Raw genomic sequence first — 20,184 nt, 5'->3', positions numbered from 1 at the left:
AAAGATTCTACCTACTTCGCTTGAAAAAGTCAAGAAGGATTATTTTTCTTTGTCGTCCTCATAATCTTCTTCTTCATCTTCTTCATCTTCTTCTAGATCATCTTCTAAATCGTCAAAATCGTCTTCTGCAAGATCATCTTCATCTTCTTCTAGCTCGTCAATGTCTTCAAAATCTTCTTCTTCCTCTAGATCATCAACATCTTCATAATCCAAATCTTCTTCTAAATCATCAAAATCTTCAACTTCTTCAACAACAGCTTTTTTCGCTTTTTTCTTTTTAGGTTTTGCAACCGGAATAACTTCTTCTTCAGCTTGGTCAAAAGGATACCATCCACGAAGACCCCAGTGGTTGTCCCCTACTGTTAAAAAGCGACCATCAATATTAATATCTGTATAAAACTGAGCTAATCTCGTTTTTAATTCTTGATCTGACATTTCAGCTGCTGCTTTAATTTCAGCAATAATTTCTTGGAATGACATTGCTTGACGATCTGTTTTTTCTTCTAGAAGCGCATAAGCAATCTCAATCATCGACATTTCTTTTAAATCCGTTTTTGAGTACTGTGCTAAACTCAAATCTGGCACATCCTTTCTATGGCTATGTATATCGAAAATCTATTAAATCAATTCATCATATGTGTAAATGATGGAAACGAATAAATACATACCATTCATTATAAACAAATTCAATACATTTATGCTAGCCTCGTTTCTAAAATTCTCGAGAATTTCGCATAAAACAACGAAAAAATAGACATTTTTTCACTATAATACATTCTACTTAATACGCCAACAACATCCTTTAATCAAAAGGAATTCACCATCCGTTATTCTGACTCCGCTAAGGTTAAGTCTATAAAAGCCGAGATGACCCACAAACAGTCATCTCGGCTTTTAATATATCACTATATACTAACGATACATTATTACATATTTCGGCGATATTGCCCACCGCATTCATATAAAGCTCGCGTAATTTCTCCTAAGCTGGCTACTTTAACGGTCTCCATTAACTCTTTGAAAATGTTCTCTCCTTCTGTTGCAGCTTTCTTTAACCTTTTCAGCGCATCTTCTCTTTTTTCTTCATGCTGCTGTTGAAACTTCTGAAGCTGATTAATTTGATGATTTTTTTCTTCTTTTGATGCGCGGGCTAACTGCATGTCATCAACTGAGGAATTTTCCTCTTCATTTGGATTAATATACGTATTTACTCCTATAATAGGTAAATCTCCCGTATGTTTTTGCATCTCATATTCCATCGATTCATCTTGAATCTTACCTCGCTGATACTGCATTTCCATCGCACCTAAAACGCCGCCTCGATCATTTAAGCGTTGGAACTCAGCCAATACCGCTTCTTCTACCAAGTCTGTTAGTTCATCAATAATAAAAGAGCCCTGTAGTGGATTTTCATTTTTAGTTAATCCATGCTCTTTTGTAATGATTAATTGAATGGCCATCGCTCTTCGTACAGATTCCTCTGTCGGCGTTGTAATTGCTTCATCATACGCATTGGTATGAAGAGAGTTGCAATTGTCATGAAGAGCCATTAAGGCTTGCAACGTCGTACGTATATCATTAAAATTAATTTCCTGTGCATGAAGCGATCGGCCGGATGTTTGAATATGATACTTAAGCTTTTGACTGCGTTCATTCGCGCCGTATTTATCACGCATCACAATTGCCCAGATTCTTCTCGCTACACGTCCAATAACCGTGTATTCAGGGTCAAGTCCATTACTAAAGAAAAACGATAAATTAGGAGCAAAATCATCAATGTGCATGCCTCGACTCAAGTAATATTCCACGTACGTAAAACCGTTGGCCAATGTAAAAGCTAGCTGAGAAATCGGGTTAGCCCCTGCTTCAGCTATATGATAGCCTGAAATAGAAACAGAATAATAGTTGCGCACTTTCTCGTCAATAAAGTACTGTTGAATATCTCCCATCATTTTTAATGCAAATTCTGTGGAAAAAATACACGTATTTTGCCCTTGGTCTTCTTTTAAAATATCCGCTTGAACAGTTCCTCTCACTTGTTTCAACGTACCCGATTTTACTTCCTCGTATTCCTCTTCCGTTAAAGGACGCTTCAGCTCCTCTTCCTTCTTTTCCACCTGCTGACTGATAGCTGTATTCATAAACATAGCTAGTAATATTGGAGCCGGCCCATTGATGGTCATCGAAACGGAAGTCGACGGATGGCAAAGATCAAATCCTTTATACAGGAGTTTCATATCATCAAGGGTACAGACATTTACGCCGCTTTCGCCAATTTTCCCGAAGATATCTGGCCTTGGATCTGGATTTTCTCCATAAAGCGTTACAGAATCAAATGCTGTACTTAAACGCTTAGCCTCATCATCTTTTGACAAATAGTGAAAGCGACGATTTGTTCGTTCTGGTGTTCCTTCGCCTGCAAATTGACGCTTAGGATCTTCACCTTTTCGTTTGAAAGGAAAAACACCTGCTGTATAAGGAAACGCACCTGGCACATTTTCTTTATAAAGAAAACGAAGAACTTCCCCATATTCTTTAACTTTTGGAAGAGCCACGCGCGGAATACGCAGTCCTGATAGGGTATCAACTTGCAGAGAGGTTTTAATTTCTTTATTTCTTATCTTTGTAATAAGTTCTTCTTTCCCGTACTGACTTTTTAATTTAGGCCAGTTTTCCAGCTTTTCAATCGATTCAGCCGTTAGCTGTTTTTGATATTTCTCCTTTAGCTGAGTGAGCTCTTGCTTGGCCGTTTCTGTTTCCACTTCTTCCAGAGCACCCTCTAGCTGATAAAATTTACGCGCTATTTGTACTTGAACATCCGTATTGCGGTGATAAGAGCGAACGCTGTTTACAATCTCCTGTAAATATTGCTGTTGATCATTAGGAATGATGGTATATTTCTTTTCACTTACGCGCTCTGATGATTTTTCTACGTGCCAAGACGTACGGCATGTTTGATGCAGATGATTTACAAGATCTTCAAATAAAATATTTGTTCCCCCGTCGTTGAACTGGCTCGCAATTGTGCCGTAAATTGGCATCGTAGAGAGATTATTTTCAAACAGCTGATGATTACGCTGATATTGACGCTGCACTTGTTTTTTTGCGTCTTCAGAACCTTTTTTTTCAAATTTATTGATTACAATAAAGTCTGCGTAATCAATCATTTCAATCTTTTCTAACTGCGACGGCGCGCCAAATTCGCTTGTCATTACATACAGAGAGACGTTTGCAATATCTTTGACTTGAGCATCAGCTTGCCCGATGCCGCTTGTTTCGACAATGATAATGTCGAAACCCGCTTTTTTCACGACAGCAATTCCATCTCGAATGGCCGCCGATAGCTCATGTCCAGATGAACGCGTGGCCAAACTTCTCATATACACACGAGGAGACGCTGCGATGTTCATGCGAATTCGATCCCCAAGAAGCGCTCCTCCGGTTTTTTGTTTAGTTGGATCGACGGATAAAACAGCTACATGAATATCTGGAATATGTTCAATAAACCTTCTTACTAATTCATCCGTAAGCGAACTTTTCCCCGCTCCTCCTGTTCCTGTGATTCCAATAACCGGTATTTTTTGATCCGTCTCGCTTTCGATTACACTTTCTCGGATTTCTTCAAGAGCAGCTGCGTGCTCTTTTGTGTATTCATAGGCTTCATTTTCAGCGCATGTAATAAGCTGGGCAATTAAACGGTCATTAGCCGGCGTTAAGGTTCGATCCTTCGGCAGTGCAGGGGGATTTGTGTAATAACAATCATCGATCATAAATTGAATCATGCCTTCTAACCCCATTTTTCGTCCATCTTCCGGAGAAAAGATTTTAGAAATGCCGTAATCATGAAGCTCTTGAATCTCACTCGGAATAATGACCCCTCCTCCTCCGCCATAAATTTTAATATGAGAAGCCTGTTGTTCTTGGAGTAAATCGTACATATACTTAAAATATTCTACATGGCCGCCTTGATAAGAAGAAATGGCAATCCCCTGAACATCCTCTTGTATGGAAGCGTTAACAATTTCTTCGACAGATCGGTTATGCCCCAGGTGAATGACTTCTACCCCCTTGGCTTGAAGAATTCGTCTCATAATATTAATGGACGCGTCGTGGCCGTCAAACAGGCTAGAAGCGGTTAAAAAACGAAGCGGTCTTTTGCTTGTATTCAAACTGTCTCCCCCTCACACAGTTGTTGAAATGAAAAATTTTTAAGTAAAAAATCTAACTGCATATTTGTATATTCTTCTAATGAATAATGCTTTTGCAGCCACCATCTGCGAAATGCCCACATCTGACCTTGAACAAATAAATGATGAGCAAACAGCGAAATTTCTTTATCCGTAAGTGCAAATTGATTGTTTTCTACGCAGCCTTCGATAATAACCTTAAACATCTCAACCATATCCAGCTCTTTTTTTAATACATATGGAAGCGCATCTTTAGACAGTGATTTCGCTTCTTGGTACATGACTAATACTTCATCTTGAAGCTCATCCACAACTTTAAAATAGTGCTGAATCGCTTGTTGAAGCTCAGCGATTGTATAACGATCCACCACCATCTCTTCTAATCGCTCTCTCACTTCATCGTAAATATTGTCACATACAAGATATAAAACATCTTCTTTAGATTGAATATATTCGTAAAGTGTACCGATACTGAACCCAGCGGCTTTGGCAATTTCCCTTGTTGTTGTTCGGTGAAAACCTTTTTCCTTAAATAGCGTGACGGCCCCTTTAATCATTTGATTACGACGCTCTACAATCAGCTTTTCATCTTTAATGGATGTGAGAACTTCTCTCTTTTTCATTTTTTCACCTCTCCTACAACAAGTGTTTTATTTAGCAAGATACCTAGAAATGACGAGACGCTGAATCTCTTGTGTGCCTTCATAAATTTGCGTGATTTTTGCATCTCTCATAAAACGTTCTACTGGATAATCTTTTGTATAACCGTATCCTCCAAATACTTGAACAGCTTCTGTCGTTACTTTCATTGCTGTATCCCCGGCATATAATTTTGACATGGCTGATTCTTTGCCATATGGCAGCCCTTGGGACTCTAACCAAGCAGCTTGATAGGTTAACAGTCTTGCAGCTTCTATACTCGTGGCCATGTCGGCTAACTTAAACGCAATTCCTTGCTGAGAAATAATTGGCTTACCAAATTGCTGACGTTCCTTGGCATAAGCTACGGCCGCATCTAACGCCCCTTGAGCAATTCCTACAGCCTGCGCTGCAATGCCATTTCGGCCGCCATCTAGTGTCATCATCGCAACTTTAAATCCTTCTCCTTCATTTCCCAGCAAATTTTCTTTTGGAACACGGCAGTCCTCGAAAATAATTTCTGTGGTAGGTGAAGAGCGAATGCCCAGTTTCTTTTCTTTTTTACCAACTGAAAATCCCGGCATATCTTTTTCAATAATAAAAGCGCTCGTGCGTTTTTCATTGGGGTCGATGCGAGCAAATACGACGTAAATATCCGCTTCGCCGCCGTTTGTAATAAAGATTTTAGAACCATTTAAAATATAATTTTCTCCGTCTTTTACAGCGAGCGTTCTCATTCCTCCTGCATCTGATCCAGCACTCGGTTCGGTTAACCCATAAGCACCTATTTTCTCACCCGTTGCCATAGGTTTCAGGTATTTTTGTTTTTGTTCTTCTGTTCCGAATGTATAGATTGGCCAGCCGGCAAGAGAAGTATGAGCCGACAAAGTAACGCCTGTTGATGCACATACTCTAGACAGTTCTTCAACAGCAATGCAATAAGCTAGATAGTCACTGCCAATTCCTCCGTATTGCTCCGGCCATGGAATACCTGTTAATCCTAGATCAGCCATTTGCGTAAAGATTCCTCTGTCAAAACGCTCTTCTTCATCTCGTTGTGCAGCTGTCGGAGCCACTTCGTTTTTGGCAAAGTCCCGCACCATTTTTCGAATCATTTCGTGTTCTTCTGAAAGTTTAAAAAACATGATTATTCCCCCTATAATTGACTGCTAATGACGATGCGCTGAATTTCGCTTGTACCTTCGTAGATTTCGCATACTTTGGCGTCACGAAAATACCTCTCTACTGGATAATCTTTCATATAACCATAGCCTCCCAAAACTTGAATCGCATCGATTGCTACATTCATGGCCGTTTGGGAAGCAAATAATTTCGCCATTGAGGCTTCTTTTTTACAAGGAAGTTTTTGATCATATAAAAAAGCGGCTCTATACATTAAAAGCTTCGCTGATTCAACAGCCGTTTCCATATCAGCCAGCTTAAAGGCAATACCCTGCTGAGATAAAATCGGTTTTCCGAATTGATATCGTTCATTTGCATAGTTTTTAGCTGCCGTTAACGCACCTTCAGCAATTCCTACCGCTTGAGCAGCAATACCAATTCTTCCGGCATTTAAATTAGCCATCGCAATTCGAAAGCCTTCACCTTCTTCTCCGAGACGATTTTCTACAGGCACCTGTATATTTTCAAAGTGAAGTTGAACCGTTCGAGAACCATGAAGGCCCATCTTATGTTCATCTTTTCCTACTGAAAATCCCTCCATCGTCTTTTCAACGATAAAAGCGCTCATCCCTCTCGACCCGCGTTCGGGATTCGTTTTAGCAAATACAATATACGTATCTGCTTCGCCGCCGTTTGTAATGAAAAGCTTTGAACCATTTAAAAGATAGTGGTCTCCTTTTCGTTCTGCCTTTGTTTTTAAGCTTGCAGCATCAGACCCTGCACTAGGTTCTGTTAAACAAAAAGCACCTAGATATTCACCTGTCGCCAGTTTTTTTACATACTTTTGTTTTTGATCTTCCGTCCCAAATACGACAATAGGATTCGTACCTACAGAAGTATGAACAGACAAAATGACGCCTAGGGCTGGACTTACTTTTGATATTTCGTGGATGGCAATCATGTACGATACAAAGTCCAGTCCGCCCCCTCCGTATGCTTGAGGAACGGGAATGCCCATCAGGCCAAGATCAGCCATCTGTTTTAATAAACCTCGAGGAAATTCACCCTTTTCCATGTTTGGCACAGCCGCAGCGACTTCTTTTTCACTAAAATCAGCTACCATCTTTTTAATCATGTGTTGTTCAGACGTAAAAAAGATCATTTCGCCACTCCTTTATGTTTCGTACGTAAAAAATCCTTTTCCTGTTTTTCGACCAAGCCACCCTGCCTTTACATATTTCCTAAGCAATGGACAAGGACGATATTTGTCATCACCAAACCCTTTATGAAGCGTTTCCATAATAAACAAACATGTATCGAGGCCGATGAAATCTGCTAATGTCAAAGGTCCCATTGGATGGTTCATTCCTAGTTTCATCACTTGATCAATATCCTCTTCGCTTGCTACACCTTCATAGAGCGTAAACACAGCTTCGTTAATCATTGGCATTAAAATTCGATTTGAAACAAACCCTGGAAAATCATGAACTTCCACCGGGGTTTTATTTAATTTTTTCGTTGTTTCATAGACTGCTTGATACACTTCATCGGTAGTAGCCAGCCCTCTAATAATTTCAACGAGTTTCATCACCGGAACAGGATTCATAAAGTGCATGCCAATTACTTTTTCAGGTCGAGTGGTCACAGCTGCAATTTCAGTAATAGGAAGCGAAGACGTGTTGGTTGCTAAAATAGTATGACTCGGGGCTAACGAATCCAACTCCGCAAAAATGGCTTGTTTGACTTCCATCTTTTCCACAACCGCTTCGACGATTAAATCTGCTTTTTGTGCTGCCGTTATTTCATTTGCCAGCTGAATGCGCTCCATAATCCCTTCATGTTCCTTAGCTGAGAGAGAACCTTTTCCCACCTGCTTTTTCAGACGTTTATCAATACCTTCTATTCCTTTTTGTGTATTTTTTTGATCAACGTCATACAAAGAAACTTGGTATCCGCTCGCAGCAAATACTTGCGCAATTCCTGCTCCCATCTGACCTGCTCCAATAACCATAACTGTTTCAATATTCAAGTTGGTATCCCCCTTTTACACTTCTACCATAATGGCATCACCTTGGCCGCCGCCGCTGCAAATAGAAGCAATGCCTAGTCCGCCGCCTCGTCGTCTTAATTCATGAATGAGCGTTACAACAATACGGGCGCCGCTTGCTCCAATCGGATGTCCAAGTGCTACAGCCCCGCCGTTCACATTTACTTTTTCAGCCGGAAGCCCTGCAATTTCCATACTCATCAACGCTACCGCTGAAAAAGCTTCATTGATTTCAAACAGCGCAATATCGTCTACTGTTTTATTTGTTTTTTGCAATAGCTTATTAATAGCAAACCCGGGCGTTTTCGGAAATTCCCTTGGCTCCATCGCAAGAGAAGTATGGTTTACAATCGTAGCCAACGGCTCATAGCCATTTGCTTTTGCCACATCTTCATCCATTAGCATGAGCGCAGCTGCTCCGTCATTCACGCTAGGTGCATTTCCTGCTGTAATGGTTCCGCTGTGACCAAATACAGGCCGAAGAGAAGAAAGTTTTTCTAACGACGTGTCTTTTCTTGGTCCTTCATCTTTTTGAACCGTTATCGTTCCTTTTTTAGACGGAATATCAACTGAAATTCTTTCTGCGGTCCATCTCCCTTTCTCTTCTGACTCTACCGCTAATTGATGACTGCGAAGGGCCCATTCATCCTGCTTTTCTCGGGAAATATCCATTTCAGAAGCTATTTCATTTCCATACGTACCCATTTGGACCCCTGTAAAGCTGCATGTCAAACCGTCATGAACCATCAGATCCGTCACAACGCTATCTCCCATACGGAACCCCCACCTTGCTTTTGGAAGAAGATACGGTGCGTTACTCATCGATTCCATTCCACCTGCAATGATTGTTTTTGCTTCTCCTAATCGAATCAGCTGATCAGCAGTTGTAATGCTGCGCATACCCGATGCACAGACTTTATTAATGGTTTCCGTCTCTACTTGCCACGGTAAACCTGCATAATGCATGGCTTGCCTAGAAGGCAGCTGCCCTTGGCCCCCTTGCAGCACGCACCCCATAATAACGGAATCAATTTCTGTACGTCCTTTTGATGCTGCTTGAATCGCTTTCCCGCCTAGTTCTGCCGCTTTTAGTCCACTTACGCTGCCACCTAATTTTCCAAAAGGTGTTCGAACTGCACTCACAATAACTGTTTTCCCCACTGTTATTTCCTCCTTTTTCTTCCTCTTTGTCCTCGCCGATTGAACGCTTGCTCAATTTCCTTTCTGTAAAAAGTAGAGATGAAGACCACCTCTACTTCTCCTTTATGAAACCTGTTCTTGCACGTCGCCATAAATTGACTTTTCAAGCAGTTCTGCTACGTCATACGTATGAACCTGTTCTTCTACTTCTTTTGCTTTTGTTCCGTCACTTAGCATCGTTAAGCAGTATGGGCAACCTGAACTGATAATGCTTGGGTTAACAGCTAAGGCCTGTTCCGTGCGCGCTACATTAATGCGCTGGCCGGTCGTTTCTTCCGTCCACATTAACCCTCCTCCTGCTCCACAGCACATACCATTTTCACGGTTGCGATCCATTTCAATCAAATGAACACCTGGAATCGCTTTCAAAATTTCTCTTGGCGGACTGTATACTTCGTTATATCTTCCTAAATAACAGGAATCATGGAAGGTAATTTTTTCATTAACCGCATGTTTTGGTGACAGCTTACCTTCTTTCACCAACATAGCTAGTAATTCTGTGTGATGATACACTTCTCCTTCAAAACCGAAATCTGGATATTCATTTTTAAAAATATTGTAAGCATGTGGATCAATTGTAACAATTTTTTTGATTTCATTTTTTTCAAATTCAGCGATATTTTTAGAAGCTAACTCTTGGAATAAAAATTCATTGCCCAGCCTGCGCGGCGTGTCACCAGAATTTTTTTCTTTATTTCCTAAAATCGCAAATGAAACACCCGCTTCATTGAGAAGCTTTGCAAACGATAGAGCGATTTTTTGACTGCGGTTATCATAAGATCCCATCGAACCTACCCAGAACAAATACTCAAACGTTTCACCGGCTTTACTTACTTCTTTAACAGTAGGAATGTGAACATCTTCTCTTACGTGCCGCCATTCTTCACGCTCTTTTCGGTTTAATCCCCAAGGGTTTCCTTGACGCTCAATATTCGTCATGGCACGCTGAGCATCCGCGTCCATCTTTCCTTCAGTTAATACTAAAAAACGTCGTAAATCTATGATTTTATCTACGTGCTCGTTCATTACGGGACATTGATCTTCACAGTTTCGGCACGTTGTACATGCCCAAATTTCTTCTTCCGTAATGACATCTCCAATTAAAGCGGGATTATATTCCGCTGTTGCTGCGGCTTCTTCTCCGCCTTGGCTGGCCGCCATCATCGCCAGCTGATTTCCTTTTGTTTTGGAGAATGCATACGTAGGAACCCAAGGAGCCTTAGATGTCACAACCGCTCCTTTTTCTGTTAAGTGATCGCGCATCTTTAAAATTAAATCCATTGGAGATAAAATTTTCCCTGTACCCGTTGCCGGACACATATTCGTACATCGACCGCATTCCACACAGGCATATAAATCAATAAGCTGATGCTGCGTGAATTCTTCAATCTTTCCAACCCCAAACGTCTCCTGGGTCTCGTCTTCAAAATCAATCTTTTCAAGCTTACCTGGCTTAGAAACACGGTTAAAAAATACATTAGCCGGTCCAGCCAGTAAATGAGCATGTTTTGATTGAGGAACATATACTAAAAACGTCAATAACACGGCTAAGTGGATCCACCATGAAACATAAAAAATGGAGATAGCGGCAATATCATTGATTCCCTTAAACAAGATCGCAATCGATGACGCAACCGGTTCTGTCCATGACGGTTCATGATTATGCCAGATGATTGACATACCGTTTCCGACAAGCACTGACAGCATAAGTGCTCCAATAAAAATCAGTACTAAACCAGATTTAAACCCTCTTTTTAAACGCACAAGCTTTTCGACGTAGCGGCGGTGAAAAGCCCAGACCACTGCTACTAAAATCAAAAGCGTCACCATTTCTTGAAAAAATGTAAAGCCGGGATATAAAGGTCCAAGCGGCAAATGTTTACCTGGAAGCAAACCTTTTATAATAAAGTCTAACGCACCAAACTGAACTAAAATAAACCCATAAAAAAACATGACGTGCATAATTCCACTTTTTTTATCTTTTAACAGCTTCTTTTGTCCAAACACGTTCACCCAAATTTTTTGCAGTCTTTCTTTTAACCGCTGATCAAATTCTACTTTTTTCCCTAATTGAATATACTGAATGCGTGTGCGAATCAAATATACAAACAAAGAAACAGCGTAAGCGGTTACAATAATAAAAAAGAGAAAATTCACCCACAGCAACCCTGTCATCTCGTCCCCTCCTTGAATAATTTGTTACCTTTTTTTCCTCCTGACGACTAAATTTTCTGATAATATATCTGCTTTCATTGTATATAATGAATGAGCATTCAGTCAATATCTTTTCGTTCTTTTGTTCATATTCTATTTAAACAAGGTGACACTAAGAACAACATAAAATGTATTTACATCGGGAAAAGAGGTGACGTGATGAGCGGCATGGTTGTAATTTTACTTTTTATTATTTTTATTGCTTGGCTTGCAATTGACCTTGGCGTTGGAAAGAAAGTATTTTCTCAGGCTGAAAATACATTTCCAAAGCGCCGTGCTTCTCTTTTTTTGTTCGCAGACGGGAATGTCTTGTATAAAGATTTATTTCATGAAATAGAAAATGCCTCTTCATTTATCCATTTATCGTTTTACATCGTACAAAATGATGAAATTAGCCAAGATTTTTTAGATTTACTAGTCCAAAAAGCACAGCAAAATATTGAAGTCCGGTTATTGGTAGACCGTGTGGGAAGCTATAAAATCAAGAAAAACAAAATTGCATTCTTAAAGAAACAAGGCGTTCATTTTGCTTACAGTCGAACGCTACGGTGGCCTTATTTGTTTTATACACTCAATGCACGCAATCACCGTAAAATGGCCGTTATTGATGGGAAAGTTGGCTACATTGGCGGCTTTAATATCGGCAGAGAATATTTAGGACTCGACGCCAAGCTTGGGGTGTGGAAAGATTACCACCTGCGTATGGAAGGTGAAGGTATCCAAGATCTTCAAATGCAGCTGTTGAGCGACTGGTATGCTGCTACGGGCATAGACCTGCGTAAAGTGGAAAGATACTTTCCAGCAGCCTCTGAAGGAGACTATGTTATTCAGCTACAGTCGACTGAAGGTTTTTCACTTGAAGAAAGCTTTTTATCGATTATCAACCAAGCCAATAGGGAATTGTACATAGGTACTCCTTATTTTATTCCAAGTGAACCTTTGATGAATGCGCTACTGCAAGCTCGCGCACGGGGAGTACAAGTTCATATTTTGATTCCAATGCGTGCAGATCAACCGCTTGTTCATCATGCTGCATTTGCCTATCTTCCTACATTACTTCAAGCAGGCTGCATGATTTATCAATATTATTACGGTTTTTACCACGCAAAAGTATTAATTGCAGACAATGTTATCTGCGATGTAGGAACGGCTAATTTTGATAAAAGAAGCTTGTTCTTAAACGCTGAAATCAACTGTTTAATCTACGATGCCATATACATTGAAGAGGTAAAGAACAGCTTTAAAGCTTGTATGGGGGAATGCCCCATTTTGTCTTTAGAAGATGTCAAAAACCGAAAATGGAGTGAAAAACTAAAGCAAGGATTTGCAACCTTTATTTCTCCGTTGCTTTAATGAACGAAAAGAGGAAAATTTATAATGAAAATTAGATTTGGCTATGTATCACATGCCCTGTCGCTTTGGGACTGCTCACCTGCGAAAACCCTCACGTTTACCAGATGGGAAAAAATGAAAAAAGATGAGAGGCTGGATAAGCTTCATTACGTCACAAAACAAAATTTAAATCATACTAAGCGCGCTTTACATTTTAATATTGCCCATGAAATTATGCTGTATCGATTATCATCTTCTCTTGTCCCTTTAGCTACTCATCCTGAAGTAGATTGGAATTACATTGATGCGTTCCAAGACGATTGGTCAGAGATAGGAGAATTGATTCGGAATCATCAGCTGCGCGTGAGTTTTCACCCCAATCAGTTCACATTATTTACAAGCGACAAAAAACATATTACAGAAAATGCGGTAAAAGATATGAATTATCACTATAGAATGCTTGAAGCGATGGGAGTGGCCGATCAAGCTCTTATTAATATTCACGTAGGTGGAGCCTATGGCAATAAAGAAAAAGCGATCGGTCGATTTCATGAAAACATTCAAACGCTGCCACCTGTCATTAAAAAGCGCATGACTCTTGAAAATGATGATAAAACATACACAACTGAAGAAACATTAGCTGTATGCGAAAAAGAGAAAGTCCCTCTCCTCTTTGATTATCACCACCACAAAGCAAATGAAGGAGAAGAACCTCTTGCATTATTGCTCCCTCGTATCTTTGACACGTGGAAACATATCGGGTTAAAACCAAAAGTACATATCTCTTCTCCTAAATCTGAAAAAGAATTTAGAAGTCACTCTGATTATGTCTCAACTGATTTTATCGCACCTTTTTTGCAAATGGCTAAAGATATTGGACAAGATTTTGACGTAATGATAGAAGCAAAATTAAAAGATAAAGCGCTGCTAAAATTAGTGGAAGATTTAGCATCAATGAGAGGAGTAAAGCGTACAGGAGGTGCCACGCTTGTTTTTTAAATAAAAAAGAGCCAAGAGGCTCTTTTTTTTGTTACATTTTTTCAGGTGCTGAAACACCAATTAGTTTTAAGGAGTTTTGAAGCGTTACTTGAACAGCTTTCACTAGTTCAATACGCGCTTTACTTGTTTCTACATTATCGCTGTCTAATACTTTTTCTGCATTATAGAAGCTATGGAACGTAGAAGCAAGATCAAATACATAGTTTGTAATGCGGTGCGGAATACGTTTTGTTGCTGCTTCCGCTACGGCCTGAGGGAACTCTCCGATTTTCTTCAGTAGTTCCATTTCTTTTTCTGCACTAATTAATGAAAGGTCAGCGCCAGATGTTGATTGAATCCCCATCTCTTCACCTTGACGAAGAATACTGCAAATACGGGCATGAGCATATTGCGCGTAGTATACAGGATTTTCATTAGATTGAGAAACAGCTAAATCTAAATCAAAGTCTAAATGTGTATCCGCACTTCTCATCGCAAAGAAATAGCGAGTTGCATCAAGGCCTACCTCTTCTACTAGATCACGCATTGTTACTGCTTTACCTGTACGTTTGCTCATCTTCATTTTTTCGCCATTTTGATACAGTTGAACCATTTGAATGATTTCTACTTCAAGCGTATCTTTTTCATAACCAAGCGCTTGAATCGCCGCTTTCATACGAGGAATATATCCATGGTGGTCGGCTCCCCAAATGTTAATTAGCTTATCAAATCCACGTTGAATTTTGTCTTGGTGATACGCAATATCTGGTGTTAAGTACGTAAATGAACCATCATTTTTAATTAACACACGGTCTTTATCATCACCAAATGTCGTAGAACGGAACCACGTAGCACCTTCTTCTTCATATACATGGCCTTGTTTTTTCAGCGTTTCAAGTGCAACTGAGATTTTATCATTTTTATAAAGAGACGTTTCAGAATACCATACGTCAAATTTCACACGGAACTGTTCAAGATCACGCTTTAATTTAGCTAACTCGTAATCTAACCCGTATTGACGGAAGAATTCAAAACGCTCTTCTTCAGAGGCATTTACATACTTGTCTCCGTGCTCTTTTGCTAGCTCTTTTCCGATGTTTATAATGTCAGCACCATGATAGCCGTCTGCAGGCATTTCTTTCTCTAAACCAAGAGCCTGCATGTAGCGTGCTTCTACTGAATAAGCCAGGTTATTAATTTGGTTACCAGCATCATTGATATAGTATTCACGTGACACATCGTAACCTGCTTTTTCAAGAACATTACATAATGAGTCTCCAACTGCAGCACCTCGGGCATGTCCTAAATGTAAATCCCCTGTCGGATTAGCTGAAACAAACTCAACCTGTACTTTTTGTCCGTTCCCTACGTTTGTTTGGCCATACGCTTCACCAGCTTTTACAATCGTTGGAATAAGCTCTGTTAAATAAGAGTTATTCATATAAAAGTTGATGAATCCAGGGCCTGCAATGTCAATTTTCTCGATAGATGCTTTTGATTTATCGAAGTTTGCTACAAGCTCTTCAGCGATAACACGCGGTGCTTTTTTCGCAATACGAGCTAGCTGCATAGCCATATTGGTAGAATAATCACCATGTGTTTTATCTTTTGGGGTTTCTAATAGAACTTCTGGAAGTTCTGCTTTTTCAGCAAGTCCTGCTTTGACCACAGCATCTTGAATTTCAGCTTTTAATTTTTGCTGCACTTGTTCGACGATGTTCATTTTTTCTCCTCCTTGAATGTAATGGTTAACGCATAGTTCCCGGTAGGCTGACCCTGTACTTCTAGATCATACGTTAAAAATAATCGACCCTTTTGAGTCATTTGTTTATATTCAATGTTATGAGCGAATGTTAGTAAATCCATACGTCCATAAGGGCTTATATAAGTTCCTTCGATCTGTACCTTTTTACGAAACGATTGCTTCATTTGAACAGCACCGGTTCGATTAATTGATACTTCATCTTCGCTAATTTTCACCATTGTTCTAATATCTCCGATTTCCTCTTGGCGCTCTGTGTATGTAAGATAAATTTTCGATCCTTTTTCATAATACATACCTTTTGCATTTACCGATGTTGTCTCTTTTCGGTGACCATCGCGGATATCCGTCACAATTTTAACTTCAATGGGTTTCTTGACTTCTGAAGCGTTACTCACAAAAGACACTTCCTTATTAAAATGAATACGTTATAACTTAAATAGTATAAACATTCTAAAGAAAGAATTCAATAATACTTCAAAGGAAATATGATAGATACGCCGAGAATTCACCTTTTTACAGTACGTGACGCATTCACATATTCCAAATAAAAAAGGCAGCCACAGCGGCCGCCTTTTACTTTATTTATTTCTTTTGCACCCAGCCTAAGATCATTTCGCGAATAAGCTTGCTTGCTGTATTAGCGGTTTGTTCAGACGGATCATAAATTGGAGCTACTTCTACTAAATCTCCTCCGACAATGCGAAGATCTGATTTAGCAATTGCGTGAATAGAAGCTAAAAGCTCTTTTGATGTGATACCGCCTGCATCTACTGTTCCTGTACCAGGAGCGTGCGCTGGATCTAATACATCGATATCAATTGTTACATAAACAGGACGACCTGCAAGTGTTGGTAGAATCTCTTTTAACGGCTCTAGAACTTCAAATTTTGAAATGTGCATGCCGTTTTCTTTTGCCCATTGAAATTCTTCTTTCATTCCTGAACGAATACCAAATGAATAAACATTCTCCGGTCCGATTAGTTCTGCAACTTTACGAATCGGAGTGGAATGAGAAAGTGGTTCTCCTTCATACTCTTCACGAAGGTCTGTATGAGCATCCATATGGATAATGGCCAAATCTGGGTATTTTTTATACATAGCTTTCATAACAGGCCAAGAAACCAAATGCTCTCCGCCCATACCTAATGGGAACTTGTCTGCTGCTAAAAGCTGGTCGATATACTCTTCAATCATATTTAAGCTGCGCTGAGGATTCCCAAATGGAAGTGGAATATCTCCTGCATCAAAATATTTTACTTCCTCTAGCTCTCGATCTAAATACGGGCTGTATTCTTCTAATCCAATTGATACTTCACGAATACGAGTTGGGCCAAATCGTGAACCTGGACGATAGCTAACTGTCCAGTCCATTGGCATTCCATAAAGAACCGCTTCACTTTCTGCAAAAACAGGGTGACTGCCGATAAATACATTACCTGAATAAGCTTCATCAAAACGCATATTTTGTTCCTCCTTCATTATTCATAGAAAAGATGCCAGTCTTAAATCTCTGGCACCTCACTTGTATGTGATAACTTATTTAATAAGATCTTGCACAAATTTAGGTAAAGCAAATGCGGCTTTGTGCAATTCTTTTGTGTAATACTTTGTATCAATATCGAAGAAACGATCTTCACTTACTTCTAATGGATCATGTTTCTTTGAACCCATTGTAAATGTCCATAAACCGCTTGGGTACGTCGGAATATTTGCTACGTATAGACGTGTAATCGGGAAGATTTCTCTTACGTCACGCTGAACATTTGAGATAAGTTCTGGCGTAAACCAAGGGTTGTCCGATTGAGCAACAAAGATACCATCTTCTTTAAGTGCTTTTGAGATACCTGCATAGAATCCTTTTGTAAATAAATTCACAGCTGGACCTACTGGCTCTGTTGAATCCACTAAAATGACATCGTATTCGTTCTCGCTTTTAGCGATGTGCATAAATCCGTCATCTACTTGTACATCAACACGAGGATCTTCTAGTTTGCCCGCAATTGAAGGTAAGAATTTTTTTGAGTACTCAATAACTTTTCCATCGATATCAACTAACGTCGCTTTTTTTACGCTTGGGTGTTTTAAGATTTCACGGATTACGCCTCCGTCTCCTCCACCTACAACTAGTACGTTTTCTGGATTTGGATGCGTAAATAACGGTACATGCGCAACCATTTCATGATAAACGAACTCATCTTTTTCCGTTGTCATAACCATACCGTCAAGTAGGAGCATGTTACCAAACTCTTCTGTTTCAACCATGTCTAATTTTTGAAACTCCGTTTGCTCTGTATGTAAAGTGCGATTAATTTTAGCTGTAATACCAAAGTTCTTTGTTTGCTTTTCTGTGAACCATAATTCCATTTCAAACTCTTCCCTTCTATTTTGAGAATTAACCTATGCATAGATTACCCTAACATAATTTATACAAACATGAAAAAAGTATAGATGAATTCAGCAAAAAAGCAAGTAAAATTTTTAGCAATGGAGGTTTAAAACCTCCTTTTCTATTTCATACTGATGATAGATACAAGCTTTAGAATCTACTTGCACCGCTCTTTTAATAGAATTTTGTTGTATTGAAAACAACATGCATGGTGCATAGTGACACATATTGGTGGTGAATAGAAATGGAAACGGTATTAACCGAACATTTAAAAAAGGCAAGACGCATCTTCCGAATTCTTCTCGTCCTTGGTATATTAGCGGGGGCTTTATTGTTGTTTGCCTACATAAGCATCTTTCTCTACGCCAAAATCTCTGGCCCCCCTCCGCTAAACGTTTCTCAAACAGCTGTTTTCTACTCAGCAAACGGTAAAGTTCTTGATGAAGTTCACAATGGACAAAAGCGCTACTGGGTTTCACTTAATCAAATTTCACCTTACGTAAAAGATGCGACTTTAGCCGTTGAAGATAAGCGCTTCTATGAGCATCACGGCTTTGATATGCATCGAATCGCCGGAGCAATTGTAGCTGATATAAAAGCTATGGGAAAAGTACAGGGTGCGAGTACCATTACTCAGCAGTATGCACGAAACTTGTTTCTAGAGCACGACAAAACGTGGACTCGAAAGCTTCAAGAAGCTCTGTATACAATTCGGTTAGAAATGAATTATAGCAAAGATGAAATTCTAGAAGGCTACATGAATACGATTTACTACGGCCATGGAGCTTATGGAATTGAAGCGGCAGCTAGGTTGTATTTTGATAAGCATGCCAAAAATTTGACGTTAAGTGAAGCGAGTATGTTAGCAGGTATTCCAAAAGGCCCTAGCTACTACTCTCCTCTTATTCATCAAGAAAATGCAAAAAAACGACAAAATATCATTTTATCTCTCATGAAAGAGGATGGAATTATTACAGCTAAGCAAGCAACAAAAGCGCTTGTAACACCTCTAGCATTCGCAAAGCCTGCTGAAAAAGATCCTAATAAAGAAGATGCTTCTTACTTTATGGATGCAGCGCTAGCAGAATTAAAGCAAGATTTAGGCATTGATGAAACCATGATTTATACAAATGGACTTCGCGTTTATACAACGCTGGATGAAAAGATGCAGCGAACGGCCGAAGAAAAAATGAAGGATGTTATCAGCAGCTCTTCAGACGTACAAAGTGCATTTGTTGCGATGAATCCTAAAAATGGACAAGTAAAAGCTCTTATTGGTGGAAGAGATTATGAAAAGAGCCCGTTTAATCGCGCGACTCAAGCAATAAGACAGCCTGGCTCAACGATGAAGCCATTTTTATACTATGCGGCGTTAAAAGATGGTTTTACTGAATCTACTCCAATGAAAAGTGAAGAAACGACGTTCAAATTGGAAGATGGCGTTTCGACATACACGCCTAGTAACTATCACAATTATTATGCAGATGCTCCTATTACAATGGCTCAAGCCATCGCACTTTCAGACAATATTTATGCCGTAAAAACGCATTTGTTTATTGGGGAAAACCGCTTGATTGAAACCGCTAAAACACTTGGAATATCATCACCTTTAAAGAAAGTTCCATCTTTAGCTCTTGGAACTTCACCTGTCAAAGTCATTGATATGGTTAATGCGTACGGCATCTTTGCTAATGGCGGAAAAGAAATTCGTCCAACATTTATTAAACGAATTGAAACCCATGAAGGAGAAGTTGTTTATCAAGCTCCTTCGGAACGGAAACAAGTTATTGATAAGCGCTATGCTTTTCTTACTACTCATTTAATGACAGGCATGTTTAATCAAAAGCTAAATGGCTATACAACCGTCACAGGAAAGCCTATTTCTAAATATGTATCTCGTCCTTATGCAGGAAAATCCGGCACAACCTCCACGGACAGCTGGATGATTGGCTACTCTCCTCAGCTCGTTTCAGGCGTTTGGGTTGGATATGATCAAGGAAGGACAATGGATGATGTAGCTGAAAAAGGATACGCAAAAAAAATGTGGGCATTATTTATGGAAGATGCTTTACAAGGGAAGAAAAAAGAAAAGTTTAAAGCACCAAACGGATTAATGAGCGTAAACATTAATCCTCAAAATGGAAAGTTAGCATCCAAATCATGCCCTGTTCAATATAAAGCTTATTATTTAACTGGAACACAGCCAAAAACATATTGTACTGATCACATCGATCATGCAGCAAAAACGAAGAAAAAAGAGCGTGAAACAGAAGATAAAAAGTTTCACTGGTTACCCAAATGGTTTGATTAAAAA

The 20,184-nt window shown here is 39.5% G+C and carries 15 protein-coding genes; 3 read left to right on the top strand and 12 right to left on the bottom strand.

Annotated elements, in window-relative coordinates:
• Positions 1 to 39 precede the first annotated feature (39 nt).
• The 8 genes from rpoE to AC1D0Y_RS17695 form a co-directional block, all read right to left on the bottom strand.
• Positions 40 to 576: a DNA-directed RNA polymerase subunit delta gene (rpoE, locus tag AC1D0Y_RS17730; RefSeq protein ID WP_477707825.1), complete on the bottom strand. Its 537-nt coding sequence runs from the start codon at positions 574 to 576 to the stop codon at positions 40 to 42.
• Between the two features lie 350 nt (positions 577 to 926).
• Complete coding sequence (icmF, locus tag AC1D0Y_RS17725) at positions 927 to 4,169, bottom strand: fused isobutyryl-CoA mutase/GTPase IcmF (RefSeq protein WP_028409708.1); 3,243 nt, start codon at positions 4,167 to 4,169, stop codon at positions 927 to 929.
• The gene (locus AC1D0Y_RS17720; protein ID WP_014457745.1) at positions 4,166 to 4,810 is read right to left on the bottom strand and encodes a TetR/AcrR family transcriptional regulator; all 645 of its coding nucleotides are present in this window, start codon (positions 4,808 to 4,810) and stop codon (positions 4,166 to 4,168) included. The genes icmF and AC1D0Y_RS17720 overlap by 4 nt, the downstream gene beginning before the upstream one ends.
• A 27-nt stretch (positions 4,811 to 4,837) precedes the next feature.
• The gene (locus AC1D0Y_RS17715; RefSeq protein WP_028409709.1) at positions 4,838 to 5,971 is read right to left on the bottom strand and encodes an acyl-CoA dehydrogenase; all 1,134 of its coding nucleotides are present in this window, start codon (positions 5,969 to 5,971) and stop codon (positions 4,838 to 4,840) included.
• 11 nt (positions 5,972 to 5,982) lie between these two features.
• On the bottom strand, positions 5,983 to 7,110 hold the full coding sequence (locus tag AC1D0Y_RS17710; protein WP_028409710.1) for an acyl-CoA dehydrogenase: 1,128 nt from the start codon (positions 7,108 to 7,110) through the stop codon (positions 5,983 to 5,985).
• Between the two features lie 12 nt (positions 7,111 to 7,122).
• Positions 7,123 to 7,977 carry a 3-hydroxybutyryl-CoA dehydrogenase gene (locus tag AC1D0Y_RS17705; RefSeq protein WP_028409711.1) on the bottom strand — a complete coding sequence of 285 codons (855 nt, stop codon included), beginning with the start codon at positions 7,975 to 7,977 and terminating at the stop codon, positions 7,123 to 7,125.
• A 15-nt stretch (positions 7,978 to 7,992) separates the two neighbouring features.
• Positions 7,993 to 9,156: an acetyl-CoA C-acetyltransferase gene (locus AC1D0Y_RS17700; protein WP_098249412.1), complete on the bottom strand. Its 1,164-nt coding sequence runs from the start codon at positions 9,154 to 9,156 to the stop codon at positions 7,993 to 7,995.
• Positions 9,157 to 9,258: 102 nt separating this feature from the next.
• Positions 9,259 to 11,370, bottom strand: coding sequence for a (Fe-S)-binding protein (locus AC1D0Y_RS17695; protein ID WP_060745879.1), 2,112 nt, complete (start codon positions 11,368 to 11,370; stop codon positions 9,259 to 9,261).
• Positions 11,371 to 11,568: 198 nt separating this feature from the next.
• Here AC1D0Y_RS17695 and cls point away from each other — a divergent pair, with 198 nt between their 5' ends.
• Both cls and uvsE read left to right on the top strand, forming a co-directional pair.
• Complete coding sequence (cls, locus tag AC1D0Y_RS17690; protein WP_051421112.1) at positions 11,569 to 12,762, top strand: cardiolipin synthase; 1,194 nt, start codon at positions 11,569 to 11,571, stop codon at positions 12,760 to 12,762.
• Between the two features lie 24 nt (positions 12,763 to 12,786).
• A complete protein-coding gene (gene uvsE / locus AC1D0Y_RS17685; RefSeq protein ID WP_043977511.1) occupies positions 12,787 to 13,740 on the top strand; it encodes a UV DNA damage repair endonuclease UvsE in 954 nt (317 codons plus the stop codon).
• 31 nt (positions 13,741 to 13,771) lie between these two features.
• Here uvsE and argS read toward each other — a convergent pair whose 3' ends face one another.
• The 4 genes from argS to speE all read right to left on the bottom strand — a co-directional run bounded on the left by argS (position 13,772) and on the right by speE (position 17,848).
• Positions 13,772 to 15,442, bottom strand: a complete 1,671-nt coding sequence (gene argS / locus AC1D0Y_RS17680) for an arginine--tRNA ligase (protein WP_014457737.1) — start codon at positions 15,440 to 15,442, stop codon at positions 13,772 to 13,774.
• Positions 15,439 to 15,879 (bottom strand): YwiB family protein, encoded by a 441-nt coding sequence (locus AC1D0Y_RS17675; RefSeq protein ID WP_225049788.1) that lies wholly within the window; start codon positions 15,877 to 15,879, stop codon positions 15,439 to 15,441. Before AC1D0Y_RS17675 ends, argS begins: the two co-directional genes overlap by 4 nt.
• A 187-nt stretch (positions 15,880 to 16,066) precedes the next feature.
• Positions 16,067 to 16,945 carry an agmatinase gene (gene speB, locus AC1D0Y_RS17670; protein WP_221841146.1) on the bottom strand — a complete coding sequence of 293 codons (879 nt, stop codon included), beginning with the start codon at positions 16,943 to 16,945 and terminating at the stop codon, positions 16,067 to 16,069.
• 75 nt (positions 16,946 to 17,020) lie between these two features.
• Positions 17,021 to 17,848 (bottom strand): spermidine synthase, encoded by an 828-nt coding sequence (gene speE / locus AC1D0Y_RS17665; protein WP_013059843.1) that lies wholly within the window; start codon positions 17,846 to 17,848, stop codon positions 17,021 to 17,023.
• A 266-nt stretch (positions 17,849 to 18,114) separates the two neighbouring features.
• On the opposite strand from speE, the gene AC1D0Y_RS17660 reads away from it, so the two are divergent.
• Positions 18,115 to 20,181, top strand: a complete 2,067-nt coding sequence (locus tag AC1D0Y_RS17660; RefSeq protein ID WP_098332542.1) for a transglycosylase domain-containing protein — start codon at positions 18,115 to 18,117, stop codon at positions 20,179 to 20,181.
• Positions 20,182 to 20,184: the final 3 nt, after the last annotated feature.

Source organism: Priestia sp. P1_B12_1 (assembly GCF_056406695.1).
The sequence above is the reverse complement of the archived record's forward strand: the minus strand, read 5'-3'. Positions and strand labels throughout refer to the sequence as shown.

Coding starts and splice junctions, on each gene's coding strand:
- uvsE (WP_043977511.1), top strand. CDS start 12,787: ATGAAAATTAGATTTGGCTATGTATCACATGCCCTGTCGCTTTGGGAC.
- AC1D0Y_RS17710 (WP_028409710.1), bottom strand. CDS start 7,110: ATGATCTTTTTTACGTCTGAACAACACATGATTAAAAAGATGGTAGCT.
- AC1D0Y_RS17720 (WP_014457745.1), bottom strand. CDS start 4,810: ATGAAAAAGAGAGAAGTTCTCACATCCATTAAAGATGAAAAGCTGATT.
- AC1D0Y_RS17660 (WP_098332542.1), top strand. CDS start 18,115: ATGGAAACGGTATTAACCGAACATTTAAAAAAGGCAAGACGCATCTTC.
- speB (WP_221841146.1), bottom strand. CDS start 16,945: ATGCGTTTTGATGAAGCTTATTCAGGTAATGTATTTATCGGCAGTCAC.
- argS (WP_014457737.1), bottom strand. CDS start 15,442: ATGAACATCGTCGAACAAGTGCAGCAAAAATTAAAAGCTGAAATTCAA.
- cls (WP_051421112.1), top strand. CDS start 11,569: ATGAGCGGCATGGTTGTAATTTTACTTTTTATTATTTTTATTGCTTGG.
- AC1D0Y_RS17695 (WP_060745879.1), bottom strand. CDS start 11,370: ATGACAGGGTTGCTGTGGGTGAATTTTCTCTTTTTTATTATTGTAACC.
- AC1D0Y_RS17715 (WP_028409709.1), bottom strand. CDS start 5,971: ATGTTTTTTAAACTTTCAGAAGAACACGAAATGATTCGAAAAATGGTG.
- speE (WP_013059843.1), bottom strand. CDS start 17,848: ATGGAATTATGGTTCACAGAAAAGCAAACAAAGAACTTTGGTATTACA.